Here is a 16,243-nt window from a genome sequence, read left to right as displayed (position 1 = left end):
GTCTGTCGCACGGCGCGGGCGGGCGGCCCGCTGTTCTCCTACAGTGGCTCCATCGTCAATCGACCTGTGGAGACCACCATGCAAGCACGCCTTCCTTTCGCCCGTACCCTGAAACACGCGCTCCTGCTGGGCGCCGTCGCTGCCGCCTGCGCCGCGCCCTTGACCAGCGCGCACGCCGCGCCTTCCGACGGCCTGCAGAAGGTGCGCGTCATCCACCGCAGCGAGGGCGGCGAACCCTATGCCCTGGTGCGCGAAGGCATGCGCATGGACCTGACCAACAAGGTCGACGATGCCGACCTGAGGGCCATCAAGCGCGGCCTGCAGGGCGATTTCTTCTGGTTCCGCAAGGACGGCAAGGACTTCGTCGTGCAGGACGCAGCCACGCTCGAGCGCATCCGCCAGGCCTGGGCGCCGATGGAAAAGACCGGCGCCGAAATGGAAAAGCACGGCGCCGAGATGGGTCGCCACGGCAAAGCCATGGGCGACTACGGCAACCAGATGGCCATGGCCGCCGTCACCCTGAACAAGACCAAAATGGAAGCCATCGGCAAGAAGATGGAAGACGCCGGCAAGCCGATGGAAGCGATCGGCAAGGAGATGGAAGTGCTCGGCGAGAAAATGGAAGCGCAGCAGAAGGAGGCGGACAAGGCGACGCGCGGGATCATCAAGGACGCCATCGTCAGCGGCACCGCGCGTCCTGCACCCCAGCGCAGCTAACATCTATCGTTGGCAATGGCGTACCGTAGGGTGGGCTCTCCGAGCCCACGCGGACGTTCGCGCTGTGTTGGCTCATGAGCGCGGCGATAACGCTATCAAACCCGACACGTCATCGCGGTGCATTCGGATACGTTTCCATTGGCGGACGGCGGGATGGAAATCCGCCAACACGACGCGGCGTTCCGCGTGGGCTCGGAGAGCCCACCCTACGATTAAATCATTTCCCCTGCGCCGGCACGAACTCCTCCATCACCGCCTTGCGCAGCAGCTTCGGCGGCACCAGCCCCTGCGCCAGTACGAAGTCGTTGAACTTCTGGCGATCAAAATTACCGCGCAGCGCCACCTCGGCCGCCTGGCGCGTCTCCATCAAGCGCTGGTAGCCATAGAAGTACGAAGTCGCCTGGCCCGGCGCGCGGAAGGTATAGCGCTGCATCTCCTGCGTCGCCATGCCCTCGGACAAACCGACGTCGCGCATCAGGAAGCTCTTGACGCCGTCCGGCGTGATCTCGCCCAGGTTCACCATCGGGTCGAGGAAGGCGCGCGCGGCGCGCATGGCGCGGGCCTGCAGCGCGAACAGCTGGCCGTCGAGCGGCTCGTAGGGCTGCATTTCCGCTTCCGCATACAGCGCCCAGCCTTCGACGTTGACGCTGTTAAAGGCGAACACGGCGCGCGCGGTCGAGACGCCGGTCTCGATCATTTTCGCGAACTGCAGCTCGTGGCCGGGACGCGCTTCGTGTGCCGTGATCGACCAGGTGCCCGACTGGTGCGTGAAATCGTCGAACACCAGGCGCTTGCCGCTGGCGTCGGGCGGCATGCCGGTGGTCAGCACGAATTCGCCGTATTCCCCCGTGTTGCCGATCAGGCGCGGAGGGCTCATGTGCGGCGCCGGCTGGGCCGCGTTTTCCGCCATCGACGCCAGCCGGATGACCGCCTTGCGCGCCGGGAGCGTGACCACGTGCTGCTCGCGCACCGCCGCCTCCAGCGCCGCCAGGCGTTCGGCGTACAGCGGCATCACCTTGTCCGTCGGGATCTGCTCCTTTTTCAGCGCCAGCATGACGGCGCGGTAGTCGGCATCCTTCAAGCCGCGTTCCTTCGCGATCAGGTTGGCCGTGATCTGCATCTGGTTGCGGATTTCCGCGAACGAGGTCAGCGCCTTGGCGATCATTTCCTGCGGCCCGATGTCGACGCCGAAATTCTTCAGGTTGTCGGCATACACTTCCGGCGGCAGCTTGTGGTCGCTGCGGGCTTTCGGCAGCATCTCGGCTTTCAAACGCGCGTTATAGGCGGTGAGCTGCTTTTCGAGCGCGTCGAAGCGGCTTTCCCAGCCTTTCAGCTCGCTCTTGGCCAGCAGTTCGCGCATGCCCTTCAACAGGGTCGGGCCGTCGTTCAGGGCCTGTTCGATCTCGCCCTTGTACGGGCCGAGCAGGTTCTTGTTCGCCTTCAGGCGTTCCTGCAGCCGTTCGTGCGCCAGCTCGGTAACCGGGCGGTAGCCCTTGGCCAGGCCTGCGTATTTGTCGAGCCGGACCAGCAGCGCCTGCTGGCGCGCTTTCGGGATGCGCGGGTCGAGCGTGCCGCGCACGACGCTGAAGATCATGCCGGTCAGGTCGTCGAAAGGCATGAAGTACTTGCGCTGCAGGGTGCTGGTCTGGATGTTGTCCTGCGCCTTGTCGATCAGGATCTGCAAGTCCTGCTTCACCTTCGAGTCGCTCTCGCCGCGCATGCGCTTTTGCAGCTCCGCGATGGCGGCGCGCAGGTCCTTGTTGTTCGCCTCGAACTGGTCGCGCGACATGTCGGTGATCTGCTCGTCGTAGCCGTCCACGCCCAGCGAGCTGGCGCTTTCGGGCGAATACTTCGCCAGCACGTTCAGCAGCACCTTGGCGTTCTCGTTGCTCTTCGTGACCCAGGCCGGTTCGGCGGCAAGGGCTGGCAGCGACAGCGCCGCGGCCAGCAGCAGGGAGAGGGCGGTTCGGGCGAGGGGACGGGAAGTCGGCATTGCATTCCTTTGTTAATGGATGGCGGATGGACATGCATAGTATCCCTGTGGAGCCGCCTGAAACAAGCCGTTACCAATTGGTGAATATCGAAATGGAGATTGACACCGGCCCCATGCGACAATTGCAGCTGACCAAACTCTGCAATTGCCACGCGACTCCCATGCCTGCCCCATACCGCTCCGCCTTGTCCCAGCCTGTCCTGCCGCGCCTGCATCCCCTGTGTGCGGTCGTCCTCGGCGCGCTGTTCGTCTCCGCAGCGGCTGCGGCGCAGCAGACAGTGCCGGCCGCGGCCGCACCGGTTGCACCGCCGGCGGCAGCGCCCGTGGCAGCACCCGCGGCGGCGCCGGCCGAGCAAAGCCAGGCCACGGCCGACACGCCCGCCACCGTCTCCGTCACCACCAAGCGCAATGCGAACCGCATCGACCGCCAGGTCTATGACGTGAAAGCCGATCCGGCCAGCTCGAACGACACGGTGGCCGATACCCTCAACAAGGTGCCGTCGGTGGCGGTCGACGCCGACGGCGCGGTGACGCTGCGCGGCAGGAGCAATGTCCAGATCTACGTCGACGGCAAGCCCTCGGCCATGATGCAGGGCGAGAACCGCGCCGCGGCCATCAATGCGCTGCCGGCCGGCGACCTCGAATCGGTCGAAGTCATCAACAACCCCGGCGCCCAGTTCGGCAACGAAGGCGGCGGCGGGCCGATCCTGAACCTGGTGATGCGGCGCGAGCGCACGCCGGGCGGCTTCGCCTCGGTGAGCGCGAACGCCGGCAGCAAGGGCCGCTTCAACGCCAACACCTTCGGCAGCTATACCACCGGGCGCATGAGCGCGCAGGGCGGCGTGTACGCGCGCCGCGACGAGCGCAATTCGACCGGCGAAACGGTGCGCGAACGGATCGACCCGGCCAGCGGCGCAGTGGCGCGCAGCGTCACCAACTCGACCAGCGACACGCGCAACAATGCCGTCGGCCTGAACGGCTCGCTCAGCTACAACCTGGGCGACAAGGACGTGATCGCGGCAACCCTGATGGCCGGCGCCAGCGACAGCGATGCCCTCTCCACCCAGCGCTACCGGGGCGCGAATTTCGCCGGCACCACCGACAGCGACTACCTGCGCACCTCGGGCCGCGATGGCAGCAACCGCAACTACAGCCTCTCGACCCGGCTCGATCACAAGGGCGACGAGCAGGGCGAAGTCTTCAAAATGGACCTGCGCCTGTCGGGCGCGAAAAACGAAGGCGACCGCTCCATCTTCACCGATTACACGGTGCGCCCGATCAATGCCCAGGCCGCACGCACGCGCCAGAACAACCTCAACGAAAACCGCATCGTCGATTTCACCGGCGACTACGAGCTGCCGGGCGAGCACGGCATCTTCAAGACGGGCTACAAGCTGGCGCAGAACCGCAGCGTATTCGACAACGGCTACTTCGACATCGACGACGGCACGCTGGCCGAACGCATCAACCCCACCCGCACCAACCGCTTCGAACTCGACGAGAAGACCGCGGCCCTGTACGCCTCCTACCAGTGGCGCATCAACCGCGACTGGGGCGTGCTGGGCGGCCTGCGCGCCGAATACACCGACCTCGACCTGTTCCAGGCGACGACGAACGTCCGCGCCAGCAACAATTACCTGGACGCGATCCCGAGCGCCTTCGTCACCTACGGCTGGTCCGACGACACCACGATCCGCCTGAGCTATGCGCACCGCATCCGCCGTCCGGGCGCGGGCGACCTGAACCCCTTCGTCATCTACGTCGACGAGTTCAACGTTTCCTCGGGCAACCCGGAATTGCGGCCGAGCGATTCCGATTCGCTCGAGCTGGGCATGGAAACCAAGCTCGGCAAGGTGGACACGAACCTGCGCCTGTACGCCCGCCGCGATACCGACCTGATCTCGGAACGCCGCTACTTCCTGGCCAATAACGTCCTGCTGACGACCCGCGAAAACGCCGGCACCAGCAACTCGGGCGGCCTCGAATTTTCCTTCGGCGGCAAGGTAACCGAGAAACTGACCTTGAACACCAGCGGCAACCTCGGCTATTCCGAGCAGACCGTCCTCGGCAGCGCCGGCAACGACAAGCGTTCGGCGACCTCGATCAGCGGCCGCGCCCGCATCGGCTACCAGCTCGACCGCGCGAACAGTTTCCAGCTGATGATCAATGCCCAGGGCAAGACCCTGCTCGGCGAAGGCTACCGCGAGCCATCGGCCACGGCCGATTTCAACTACCGCCGCCAGCTGAGCCAGGCGATGTCGCTGGTGGTCAACATCAACGACATCTTCGATTCGCAAAAATCGGACGTGATCACCGAGACCGACCGCCTGCGCCAGACCAGCATCAACCGCTTCGACGGACGTACCTTCTCGGTCGGTCTGAACTACCGCTTCGGCAGCTTCGGCAACAACGGCCAGCGTCCGGGCGGGCCGGGCATGCGCGGGCCGGGTGGTCCGGGCATGGGGCCGGGCGGGTTCGGCGGTCCGGGCCGGTAAAGGTATGTTCTGGACGCCATGTTAAACGCGCCTGTGCGAGACTGAGGGCACTGAACCCACGCCAAGGAGCACAGCATGACGAGCGAACACACCCCGCAGGACCAGCAAGACCAGAAAGAGACGCAGCCGCAACCGGCCGCGTCGTCCACCGATAGCGTCGACGGCCTGGCCAACAAGAAGCCGGAAGAGTTGACGCAGGAAGAACTGCGCCTGATGGCCGATACGATGCCGGGCGAAGGGCCGGGCGACTAAGCCATCGCTTCTACATAGAGTGTACGAAAGATCCTACTGCGACAGCAGTAGCGATCTGATTTGCGTCGCGTGGCTGCCCATCCATGATGACTGTACCTACCCCACAAGGAGATGATCGTGAAAAGATTTCAAGGCATTCTCATCGGTAGCATGACAGCATTGGCCCTGGCGGCATGCAGCAGCACGGGCACGGGCAGCGGTGACATGGGCGGCAGCGCGGCAACCGGGACGACGTCGAGCAGTTCTGGCACGAGCGGGATGACGGGCAGCAGCACGGGCAGCTCCATGGGTAGCCCGACGTCGGGCGGCGTGTCGGGCACGACCGGCGACGTCCAGAGTGGCGCCGGCAGCCCCGGCACGACGGGAGCATCGGGCCAGGGCGCCGGGGCGACCTCGACAACGCCGCCGACCACGAGCCCATCGCCTACCGGTCAGCGTTAAGTTTTTACTGTGCCATAGCGGCCCGGCTGACACCGCCGGGCCGCTACCTATGGGGCTGGCCAGGAACGCAGCAGTTGCAATACCTTGACTCCCCAGTGCGAAAAGAGCCAGCCGAGTGCGCCGCAGTTGACCAGGACAGTCAGCCAGAACACTTGGCGAAAGGATACTTTCTTCGTCTTGTGCCTGTGCACCTGTTGCGCGACCAGCGCTCCTGGCCAGCCACCGGCCAAGGACAGCATGTGCAGCGTATTTTCCGGTGTCCTGCGCTCGCCATCCTGCGCTGCGGATTTGTCGACAGCGTAGGCGATATAGGTCATCACACTCAAACAAATATACGCGCCAAACACGAGCGCAGGCACTTTACCCGCTAACACGGCAATGCCCATGAGTAGCAGGAAGCCGGCCGCTGTCATCACGGACTTGCTTCTGGGCTGGGCAGTCGCCTGGCGTGACCTTCCTGCGCGAACGAAGGCGACGTTTGCGGCGCGTGGCTGACCTTTTTCGTTGGTCGTCAGATCATACGTCACCACGTTACCGACCAGCGGACGGCTGCTGCGATCGGAAAACGACTTGATATGCACGAAAACCGCCGGACCGTCCCCATTCGGCGTAATAAATCCGAAACCCTGCTCATCCTTCCATGATGTGATTTTTCCCTGGTAGCGCGGGGTGCCCTGGACGCTCATCTTGAAGTCGATATGTTATGGAAGAGGGCAGTGTAGCTTGAATGTTTCTCTATCGCTGCGACTGCAGTATTTCAACATCGCAGCCTTCTTCGAGCTCAACCAGGACATACCGGCAATCAGCGGTCCAATGGCTCAACCAGCGCCGGAAATGACGCGATAAAGGCATCACGCGCAAGCACGCCGGCCGGAATATCCTGGGGTTGGGTTGCATCTTTCTGAATCAGGCGTGCAAAAACAAAGGTACGCTGGCCACGCGACGCCCATCCAACATACCAACCGAAACCGGACGCCGCGCCGGTTTTTCCGTTGACGTTCCAGCCCCCGGGAAGTCGCCCGAATGTAGTAATTGCAGCGGTCATGTCGTAAGCGTGCTGGCTGACACCAAGCTGGCGGTTGACGACCTTGCCCAGGAATGTCAGTTGTTCCAGCGGCGAGATTTGAAGAGAGGAACCAATCCAGGACATGGTCAAGCCGTCGTTTTCCGCGTCGCCCGACACGTCGGCATTTCCGTATTTAAATGTGCTTGCGTATGCCGCGAATCGCTCTTTCCCAAGCGACTGTGTCACCTGCTGTGAGTACCACACTACCGAGTCCTTCATCCACTTCGCTGGATCGGTCGTTTCCTTCCAATTGTCGCGCCAATCGACGTAGCCCTCGCGGAATGGCAATCGTGGCGTATGCGCATTTTTTAGAAAGCCGGAGTCGTAACCCATCAGGCTGATGGCGATCTTGAACGTGGAGGCCGGCGTAACGCGGCGGCCACAGTCACCGCGTTGTATCAGGACTTTTCCCGTGCCGGCGTCGGCGATCGCCGTGCATAGTTCAGCGGAGACTGCACTTGATATTGCGCCAATGCTTCCTACAGCCGCAATGAAAATGTGACGGTAATTCATCGATATCCTTTTGTGTCAGGTTCTAACCATGCGGCTGCAACGCAATCACCGCCATCCCCGCCAGCGCGAGCGCGGCGCCGGCCGCATCCCAGCGCGTCAGCTCGACGCCGTCGACAAAACGCAGCCACAGCAGCGCCACCGCGATGTACATGCCGCCGTAGGCGGCGTAGGTGCGGCCGGCGGCGGTCGGGTGCAGGGTCAGCAGCCAGGCAAACAGGGCCAGTGACAGGGCCGCCGGCAGCAGCAGCCACAGCGGCTTGTCCTGTTTTAGCACCAGCCAGGGCAGGTAGCAGCCGACGATTTCGGCCAGCGCGGTGAGGGCGAACAGGAGGGCGAGTAGGATGGGTTGCGGCATGGATCGGATGAGCGTTGAAGTGGGCCGATCATACTGGATTGGAGCGGCGGCAGGATTTCACTGACCGATATTGCTTTACCAATACGCGTATGTCAGCATGGACAATTCCTTATTCGGACCCGATCCCATGCACCATTTCACCCGCCTTGCCGCCGCCAGCGCGCTGGCCTGCGGCGCCGCCCTGGCCAGCGCCCAAACGATCCAAACGACCGAGCCGGAACGTCCGGCCACGACTTTCCCCTACACGCCGGGGCTGGACGTGACGGCGATGGACAGGAACGCCGACCCTTGCGTCGACTTTTACCAGTACGCCTGCGGCGGCTGGATGAAGAACAACCCGGTGCCGGCCGACCAGGCACGCTGGTCGGTCTACAGCAAGCTGGCGCAGGACAACCAGCGCTATCTGTGGGGCATTCTCGACGGCCTGGCGAAGCAGAAAGAGGGCCGCACGGCCACCCAGCAAAAGATCGGCGATTATTTTGGCGCCTGCATGGACGAGGGCGCGATCGCCAAGCGCGGCGCCGAGCCCTTGACGCCGTTCCTCGATCAGATCGACAGCATGGCCTCGACCCGCGAACTGCCGCGTGTGCTCGCCGTGCTGCAGCTGGCTTTATCCAGCGAAGATTTCTTCTTCGGTTTCAGTTCGAACCAGGACTTCGGCGACTCGACCCGCGTGATTGCCTTTGCCAGCGGCGGCGGTCTCGGTTTGCCGGACCGCGACTATTACCTGAAAACGGATAAACGCTCGAAAGAGATCCGCGCCAGGTACGAGGCGCACATCGCGACCATGTTCGGCCTGGTCGGCGAAGCCCCAGCGGCCGCCAAACGCTCGGCGGCGACCGTGCTGCGCATCGAGACGGCATTGGCGCAAGCCTCGCTGACGCGCGTCGACAAGCGCGACCCCTATAAACTCTTCAACAAGACCAGCCTGAAGGGCTTGCAGGCGATGACGCCGGGCTTCGACTGGAAAACCTATCTTGCCGCCGTCGGCCAGCCCGGCCTGGATACCTTCAACGTCACCGAGCCGAAGTTCTTCAAGGCCTTTGGCAAGCAGCTGCGCAGCAACGACCTGGCGGCCATCAAGACCTACCTGCGCTGGCATGTGCTGGAAGCCATGGCTCCGGCGTTGGCGCCGCAGTTCGACCAGCCGCATTTCGCCTTCTTCAGCCAGACCCTGCGCGGCGTCGAGAAGCAGCCGCCGCGCTGGAAGCGTTGCGTACAGCTGGTCGACCAGCAATTGGGGGAGGCGCTGGGCCAGGAATTCGTCAGCCGCGCGTTTTCTCCGGAACTGAAGGCGAAATCGCTGCACATGACGCGCCAGGTGGAGGAGGCAATGGCGAAGGATATCGAATCGCTCGACTGGATGAGTCCGGAGACGAAAAAGCGCGCCCGCGAAAAGCTCGATGCCATCGTCAACAAGATCGGCTACCCGGACACCTGGCGCGATTACTCGGCCTACCAGGTGCGCAGCGACGACTTCACCGGCAACGTGGTGCGCGGCACCGGGTTCGAGAACCGGCGCCAGTTGGCCAAGATCGGCAAGCCGCTCGACCGCAGCGAGTGGCTGATGACGCCGCCGACGGTGAATGCCTATTTCAACCCGCAGATGAACGACATCAATTTCCCGGCCGGCGTGCTGCAGCCGCCGCTGTTTGATCCGAAGATGGATGATGCGCCCGGCTATGGTAACACCGGCGGCACCATCGGCCACGAGCTGACCCATGCGTTCGACGACGAAGGCCGCCAGTTCGATGCCAAGGGCAATTTGAAGGATTGGTGGACGGAGAAGGACGGCAAGGAATTCACCGAGCGCGCCGCCTGCATCGTCGACCAGTACGCCAGGTACACGGTGGTCGACGACGTCAAGATCAACAGCAAGCTGACGCTGGGCGAGGACGTGGCCGATCTCGGCGGTTTGATCCTGGGCTGGATGGCGTGGCAGACGCAGATGGCGAGCATGCCGCAACAGGCGCAGCCACAGCCTCTGCGCGACGGGTTGACGCCCGAGCAGCGCTTCTTTGTCGGCTACGCACAATGGGCGTGCGAAAACGATCGTCCGGAAAATTTACGGGTGACGGCCGTGACCGATCCGCATTCGCCGGGCAAGTACCGGGTAAATGGCGTCGTCATCAACATGCCCGACTTCGAAAAGGCGTTCGCGTGCAAGCCGGGGCAGCCGATGGCGGCGCTGAAGCGGTGCAGGGTGTGGTAAACGGCCGTAGGGTGGACGGCTCCACCGCAGGGCATGAATGCCTGCGATGTGAATGCCGTCCACGCGTTCAGCTTGTGAACCCGTACGTCGGTTTACGCGTGCGTTGAACGCGTAGGCGGAAGATCCGCCTACCTTACGTGGCAGGGAATACCGCCGACGATCACAGGACGTCGGCAGCCGATCGATCAGTGCTGGTCGATCTTCCCACGCCATGCGCCGGTTTCAGCGCCGCGTTTTTCCAGCATTTCCTTGTAGTTCGACAGATTGGCGCGCGTTTCCATGCGCACCGCGCCGAAGGCGTCGCCGATGGCTTCGAGTGCGCCGTCCGGCTGGTAATCCATCTGCAGGGTCACGCGGGTGACGTTGTCGGAGATTTTGTGGAAGGTCACCACGCCGGCGTTCTGCACGCCGCCGATGCTGCGCCAGGCGATGCGCTTGTCCGGCACCTGCTCGGTGATTTCGGCATCCCATTCCTTGTCTTCGCCGGCGATATTCGCTTTCCAGTGCAGGCGCTTGTCGTCGAGCTGGCGAATTTCCTTTACGCTCTTCATGAATTGCGGGAAGTCTTCGAACTGGGTGAACTGGTTGTAGGCGGTACGCACAGGGACGTTGACCTCGATGGCTTCGATGATCGACGAGTCCCCATTCTGGGTGCGGTTCTTTTTCATTTGTTTCGACAGCATCATTCCGCCGACTGCAAGTGCGGCGACAGTCACGACTCGGTTCAACATAGATTTCTCCTTTTGTCAGTAAAAGCGGGCCTGCACGCCGACATCAACCAGGTGCCCGACCTGGAGCGCGCACAGGACCCGTTGGCTTGAAAATGCTCTGGTCGTCATGGGCCACGCAGTGAATTGCGTATTTGTCGTTAAGTTAAGCGAATTTCTGAACAGGTGACGCACGGGAGAGTTGCGTGCTGATACTGATGAGTTGGGTGAAGTTGCGTGATTATGCGGTATGCTTATTACTTTTAATCGAGAAATACCTGCCGGTTCGGCGACGATCGAACGGGTGGGGTTGACTTACAATTCGGGCTTGGCGCCTGGATGAAAGCACGGCAACCGCCGCGGAGATCTTGGACAGTGATGAAATAATCTTTCATCACATCGTTGTTTCTGAAATTTTATTTCGCTACTGCACAGTTTCTGCGCGAGACTGGATGGGCATACAGTAAAACCGAACGGTATAATGGCCGCATGAATCTCCTTCACAACCTCAATCCCGAACAATTGGCCGCCGTCACGCTGCCTTCCCAAAGTGCGCTCATTCTTGCCGGCGCCGGTTCGGGCAAGACCCGCGTATTGACCACCCGCATTGCCTGGCTGCTCTCGACCGGACAAGTGTCGCCGGCCGGCATCATGGCGGTGACCTTTACCAACAAGGCGGCGAAGGAGATGCTGACCCGCCTGTCGACCATGTTGCCGGTGAACACGCGCGGCATGTGGATCGGTACCTTCCACGGGCTGTGCAATCGTCTGCTGCGCACGCATTACCGCGACGCCGCGCTGCCGCAATCGTTCCAGATTCTCGATTCGCAAGACCAGCTGTCGATGATCAAGCGTCTGTTAAAGGCCGCGAATATCGACGATGAAAAATATCCGGCCAAGAACCTGATGTACTTCATCAACAATGCGAAGGACCAGGGACTGCGCGCCAGCCAGGTGGAGGCTTACGACCCGATCGAACGCAAGATGGTTGAGCTGTACGAACTGTATGACCAGCAATGCCAGAAAGAGGGCGTGGTCGATTTCGCCGAACTGCTGCTGCGCTCGTACGAGCTGCTGTCGCGCAATGGTCCGTTGCGCCAGCACTATCAGATGCGTTTTAAACACGTGCTGGTCGATGAGTTCCAGGATACCAACGACCTGCAATACAACTTGCTGAAACTGCTGGCCGGTCATGGCGAGCAGGTCGGCGGCGCGATCTTCGCCGTCGGCGACGACGACCAGAGCATCTATGCCTTCCGCGGCGCGAACGTCGGCAACATGTCGGCCTTCGAGCGCGATTTCCAGGTGAAAAACCTGATCAAGCTGGAACAGAACTACCGCTCGCACGGCAATATCCTCGACAGCGCCAACTACCTGATCGCCAACAACACCAAGCGCCTGGGTAAAAACCTGCGCACGGATGCGGGGCAGGGCGAGCCGGTGCGCATCTACGAAGCGTCGTCCGACCTGGAAGAAGCCCAGTGGATCATCGAGGAAGCGAAAAGCCTGATGGCCGAAGGCCTGGAGCGTAAGGAAATCGCGATCCTGTACCGCTCCAATGCGCAAAGCCGGGTCATCGAGCACGCGCTGTTTGCCGCCGGCATTCCGTACACCGTGTACGGCGGCCTGCGCTACTTCCAGCGCGCCGAGGTCAAGCACGCGATTGCCTATTTGCAGCTGATGGACAATCCGCACAACGATTCGGCTTTCCTGCGCGTGGTGAATTTCCCCACGCGCGGCATCGGCGTGCGCTCGATCGAACAGTTGCAGATGGCGGCCGACACCTACGGCATCTCGCTGTACGCGGCCGTGCCCTACATGACCGGCAAGGCCGGCACCTCGCTCGGCGGCTTCGTGAAACTGATCGAAGGCGCGCGCTTCGAAACCCAGCAACTGGCGTTGCCGGAAATGGTGCGCGTCGTACTCGAGCGCAGTAACTTGCTGACGCACTACGGCAACGAAAAAGAAGGCGCCGACCGCATCGAAAACCTCGAGCAGATGGTCAACGCCGCAACGCAATTCGTGCAGGAAGAAGGCTTCGGCCAGTTCGCGCCGGCGCACCTGGGGCCAGCCGCGCAGGCGCAGGCCGGCGACGCCGTCGTCTACCAGGACGGCATCGAGATCATCGAAGCCGACACGCCGTTGCCGCAAGTCATGTCGCCCTTGTCCGCCTTCCTTGCCCACGCCTCGCTGGAAGCGGGCGATGCCCAGGCCCAGGCCGGCCAGGACGCAATGCAATTGATGACGGTGCACTCTGCCAAAGGCCTGGAATTCGACGCGGTCTTCATTACCGGCCTGGAGGAGGGCCTGTTCCCGCACGAAACCAGCGCGCGCGAAGCTGACGGCGTCGACGAGGAACGGCGCCTGATGTACGTGGCGATCACGCGCGCGCGCAAGCGTTTATACATGAGCTTTACCCAGCAGCGCATGCTGCACGGCCAGACCCGTTTCAACATGAAATCGCGCTTCTTCGACGAGCTGCCGGAAGAAGCCCTGAAATGGTTGTCGCCGCGCGTGCAGAGTCACTGGTTTGCCAAGAACAAGGGGCCGAACGCCTGGGACGACGCCGCCTTCCGCAACGCCGGCAGCGACAACAAGATCGCCCAGCAAATCAAGCAAAAGTCGGCCGGCAGTTCCGGCTGGCGCGCCGGCGAATCGGTGCTGCACGCCAAGTTCGGCGAAGGCGTGATCGTCAACATCGAAGGCGGTGCCGGCGCCGCCCGCGCGCAAATCAACTTCGGTGCCGCCGGGATGAAGGTGCTGGATCTGTCGATCGCGAAGCTGGAGCGCGTCAGCCGCTGATCACGTTGCGGGGTAACGCCCGCAACGATCCGTTCACGCCGATCGGGGAGGACGTAGGGTGGACCGGGCGGCGAACCGCTCCGTCCACGCGTGAACGATGCATCATGTTGGCCGAATCTTGTTCGGCCCCGCTACCGGTTGAGATACATCGTACTTCCATCAACCTACACGGCCGGAACAACGCCAACACCTCTCATCGTTCCGCGTGGGCCCGGGGCGCCCACCCTACAACACCCCACCCTTACTTGCCGAGGTTAACGCGTCCCGCACCCGCCTCCACCGGCTTCCCGAAAATCTGCCGATACCCCGCATACATCGCGCACTGCATCAGCAGCATGAACAGGAAGAACAGCCACATGATCGCCACCCTGGCCAGCCCCGAGCCGCCCAGCAGCAAGGCGATGATGAAGCACACCCCGGTGAACAGCCCGAACCAGCTCGTCAAGAGCACGATGAACACGCGCGCGTTTTTCAGCACGGCGAAGAAACTGTAGAAGGTGGCCTTGCCCGGTCCCATCTGTTGCCAGTAGGTCAGCGGTGCGGCAAACGCGAGCGAGACCAGGACGGCGACGTCGAGGATGAAGATGCCGAACATGGCCAGCATGTCGGACGCCTGCACCTGCGGTGGATTGGCCGGGTCGACCCCCTGCGTCGACTGCGATGCCTTGGCCATCTGTTCCCAGAAGGCGGGATCGATCGCCACCCTGGTCAGCAGACTCAGCACCAGCGAGGCGGCCAGGTAGATCAGGCCGACCTTGCACAAGGGACCGAGCACGGGCTTCTTGAATCCCGTCAGCAGCACGGCCGGGGTCACGCGTTCGCCGTTCTCGATCATCAGGCAAGCCTTCATGAAGGCCATCGACAGCGAGGGGATCAGCACCACCATCAGCTTGCCGAAGAAAGGCACGGCGCTGACGAAGAGGCTGAACAGGATATTGGCGAACAGCAGCGTGGTGAGCGCGGCAGGCTGCTTGCGGAACAGGCCGGTGCCCTCCTTCAGCCAGTTCCAGCCGGTAATTGCGGGCATGTTATTCATTCGTGAGGGGCAAGGCGTGGGGCAGGCGTGGCAATGCGTTCGCGCAGGATGCGTTCGAAATGGGTGGGATCGTGCGGCGTCAGCATTTCGGCTTCGCGCGGCACGTGGAAATCGTACAGGCGCGACAGCCAGAAGCGCAGCGCCGCGGCGCGCAGCATCGGCTGCCAGGCGGCCTGTTCTTCAGGCGTGAACGGGCGCACGGCACGGTAGGCCGCCAGCAGCGCTTCCACGCGCGCGACGTCGAGTTCGCCACTGGACAGGTCGATGCACCAGTCGTTGACGGTCACGGCCAGGTCGAACAGCCAGGTGTCGACGCCGGCAAAATAAAAGTCGAAGCAGCCGCTCAGGCGTTCGCCGACGAACATCACGTTGTTGCGGAACAGGTCGGCGTGCACGGGGCCGCGCTGCAGGCGCGCATACGTGCTGCCCGCGGCAAAATCCGCCTGGAACGCGACTTCGCTTTGCAGCAGTTGCGCATTCCCGGGCGCTAGACACGGCAGCACCTGGGGCATGGTTGCCTGCCACCAGTCGAGCCCGCGCAAATTCGGCTGTCGCAGCGGAAAGTCGCGCGCGGCCAGGTGCATGCGCGCCAGCATCGCGCCGACTTCCGCGCAATGCACCGGCTGCGGGTCCATCTGCGAGCTGCCCTCGAGTTTGCTGACGATGGCGGCCGGCTTGCCGTGCAGCGCGACGACCAGTTCGCCCGATGCATTGCTGACCGGCGCCGGCACCGGGATGCCGCGCTCGGCCAGGTGGCGCATCAGCTGCACGTAGAAGGGCAGCTGGTCGAAATCAAGGTTCTCGAACACCGTCAATACATATTCTCCGCGCTCGGTGGTAAGGAAAAAATTGCTGTTTTCGATACCGGATGCGATGCCCTGGAGCGCCACTGGTTGGCCGAGGGGAAACTGCTCCATCCACTGGGTGAGCTCATCCAGTGTGACTGCGGTGAAAACTGCCATTATGCGGGAAGAAAGATGAGGGTCTGGAGATGAGCGTCTGGGCGTGCGGGCGCAAGCGCCCGCCTGGCGGGTCGATCAGCGGGTAGTGGGCAGCGGTGGCGGCGGTGGAATCTCGGCCGGCCTCAGCATGGGCGTGGTCGCTGCCGGCACCGCCGTGGGCATGGCGCCGGCGACCGGCTTGCCGGTCGCGTTCGCGGTTGCACTGGCGGTGGCCGCGGTCGGCGTGGCCGGGGCACCGGCCGCTGCCGCGGCGGCGGCCGCTTCGGCATCGGCAGCGGCCTTGCGCTTGCCGTTGAGGTCGAATTCCATCACTTGCCATTGCGGCGCGCGGATGCCGCTGCTCTGGGCGTCGCCGGGTTGGGCATTGCCCGCCGGCTGGCCCGACTTCATCGTATACCGGCTCGGGCCGCTCTGGACTTCGACGGCGGTGACCTCGCCGCGGTTGTTGCGGTTTTCCCGGATCTGGGTGCCGCGGCGCGGATCGACGTTCGTGGCCGGCGTATCGGTCTCGATACGTTCGGTCGGCGGCTGCCCGGTCGGCGTGGTCTGGGTCGTCGTCTGGGGCGTCGGCTGCGAGACTGCCGGAACCGATTGCGCGGACGTTTGCGCAAGTGCCGCGCCGGTGCAGGCGAGCAGGGCGATCGACAGGGTCAGGCGGGGGGATGTGCGCAACATGATGGTCACCTTGTATC

Annotated in this window: 15 protein-coding genes; 6 read left to right on the top strand and 9 right to left on the bottom strand. The window is 63.1% G+C overall.

Translation table 11 applies throughout. The annotated features are described in order from the left end of the window. Positions 1-78 precede the first annotated feature (78 nt). On the top strand, positions 79-717 hold the full coding sequence (locus tag AC56LG_RS04400; RefSeq protein WP_497164901.1) for a hypothetical protein: 639 nt from the start codon (positions 79-81) through the stop codon (positions 715-717). 217 nt (positions 718-934) lie between these two features. Here the strand turns inward: AC56LG_RS04400 and AC56LG_RS04395 are convergent, their stop codons facing one another. Continuing rightward, the gene (locus AC56LG_RS04395) at positions 935-2,710 is read right to left on the bottom strand and encodes a DUF885 domain-containing protein (protein WP_497164900.1); all 1,776 of its coding nucleotides are present in this window, start codon (positions 2,708-2,710) and stop codon (positions 935-937) included. Positions 2,711-2,871: 161 nt separating this feature from the next. Between AC56LG_RS04395 and AC56LG_RS04390 the strand changes: the two genes are divergently transcribed. Then, positions 2,872-5,205 (top strand): TonB-dependent receptor domain-containing protein, encoded by a 2,334-nt coding sequence (locus tag AC56LG_RS04390; RefSeq protein ID WP_497164899.1) that lies wholly within the window; start codon positions 2,872-2,874, stop codon positions 5,203-5,205. A gap of 75 nt (positions 5,206-5,280) precedes the next feature. Next, on the top strand, positions 5,281-5,457 hold the full coding sequence (locus tag AC56LG_RS04385) for a hypothetical protein (protein ID WP_497164898.1): 177 nt from the start codon (positions 5,281-5,283) through the stop codon (positions 5,455-5,457). Between the two features lie 128 nt (positions 5,458-5,585). Here AC56LG_RS04385 and AC56LG_RS04380 read toward each other — a convergent pair whose 3' ends face one another. Continuing rightward, positions 5,586-5,732 (bottom strand): hypothetical protein, encoded by a 147-nt coding sequence (locus tag AC56LG_RS04380; protein ID WP_497164897.1) that lies wholly within the window; start codon positions 5,730-5,732, stop codon positions 5,586-5,588. A gap of 10 nt (positions 5,733-5,742) precedes the next feature. On the opposite strand from AC56LG_RS04380, the gene AC56LG_RS04375 reads away from it, so the two are divergent. After that, the gene (locus tag AC56LG_RS04375) at positions 5,743-5,898 is read left to right on the top strand and encodes a hypothetical protein (protein WP_497164896.1); all 156 of its coding nucleotides are present in this window, start codon (positions 5,743-5,745) and stop codon (positions 5,896-5,898) included. 47 nt (positions 5,899-5,945) lie between these two features. Here the strand turns inward: AC56LG_RS04375 and AC56LG_RS04370 are convergent, their stop codons facing one another. The 3 genes from AC56LG_RS04370 to AC56LG_RS04360 all read right to left on the bottom strand — a co-directional run bounded on the left by AC56LG_RS04370 (position 5,946) and on the right by AC56LG_RS04360 (position 7,832). Next, positions 5,946-6,584, bottom strand: a complete 639-nt coding sequence (locus AC56LG_RS04370) for a DUF1294 domain-containing protein (RefSeq protein ID WP_497164895.1) — start codon at positions 6,582-6,584, stop codon at positions 5,946-5,948. A 116-nt stretch (positions 6,585-6,700) separates the two neighbouring features. After that, on the bottom strand, positions 6,701-7,477 hold the full coding sequence (gene blaOXA / locus AC56LG_RS04365; RefSeq protein ID WP_497164894.1) for a class D beta-lactamase: 777 nt from the start codon (positions 7,475-7,477) through the stop codon (positions 6,701-6,703). A gap of 22 nt (positions 7,478-7,499) precedes the next feature. Then, entirely contained in the window at positions 7,500-7,832 is a 333-nt protein-coding gene (locus AC56LG_RS04360) for a YnfA family protein (RefSeq protein ID WP_497164893.1), read from the bottom strand. A gap of 127 nt (positions 7,833-7,959) precedes the next feature. Here AC56LG_RS04360 and AC56LG_RS04355 point away from each other — a divergent pair, with 127 nt between their 5' ends. Beyond that, positions 7,960-10,044 carry a M13 family metallopeptidase gene (locus tag AC56LG_RS04355; protein ID WP_497164892.1) on the top strand — a complete coding sequence of 695 codons (2,085 nt, stop codon included), beginning with the start codon at positions 7,960-7,962 and terminating at the stop codon, positions 10,042-10,044. A 185-nt stretch (positions 10,045-10,229) separates the two neighbouring features. Here AC56LG_RS04355 and AC56LG_RS04350 read toward each other — a convergent pair whose 3' ends face one another. Next, a complete protein-coding gene (locus tag AC56LG_RS04350) occupies positions 10,230-10,775 on the bottom strand; it encodes an SRPBCC family protein (RefSeq protein WP_497164891.1) in 546 nt (181 codons plus the stop codon). 465 nt (positions 10,776-11,240) lie between these two features. Here AC56LG_RS04350 and AC56LG_RS04345 point away from each other — a divergent pair, with 465 nt between their 5' ends. Further along, the gene (locus AC56LG_RS04345) at positions 11,241-13,553 is read left to right on the top strand and encodes a UvrD-helicase domain-containing protein (RefSeq protein WP_497164890.1); all 2,313 of its coding nucleotides are present in this window, start codon (positions 11,241-11,243) and stop codon (positions 13,551-13,553) included. A gap of 241 nt (positions 13,554-13,794) precedes the next feature. Here AC56LG_RS04345 and AC56LG_RS04340 read toward each other — a convergent pair whose 3' ends face one another. The 3 genes from AC56LG_RS04340 to AC56LG_RS04330 form a co-directional block, all read right to left on the bottom strand. After that, a complete protein-coding gene (locus tag AC56LG_RS04340) occupies positions 13,795-14,580 on the bottom strand; it encodes a BPSS1780 family membrane protein (protein ID WP_497164889.1) in 786 nt (261 codons plus the stop codon). A gap of 5 nt (positions 14,581-14,585) precedes the next feature. Then, positions 14,586-15,551 (bottom strand): homoserine kinase, encoded by a 966-nt coding sequence (locus tag AC56LG_RS04335; protein ID WP_497164888.1) that lies wholly within the window; start codon positions 15,549-15,551, stop codon positions 14,586-14,588. A gap of 75 nt (positions 15,552-15,626) precedes the next feature. Continuing rightward, positions 15,627-16,226: a hypothetical protein gene (locus AC56LG_RS04330; protein ID WP_497164887.1), complete on the bottom strand. Its 600-nt coding sequence runs from the start codon at positions 16,224-16,226 to the stop codon at positions 15,627-15,629. Between the last annotated feature and the right edge of the window lie 17 nt (positions 16,227-16,243).

This window comes from Telluria sp. ZB2R32 (assembly GCF_059685715.1).
This window is presented reverse-complemented; position numbering and strand designations above follow the sequence as displayed.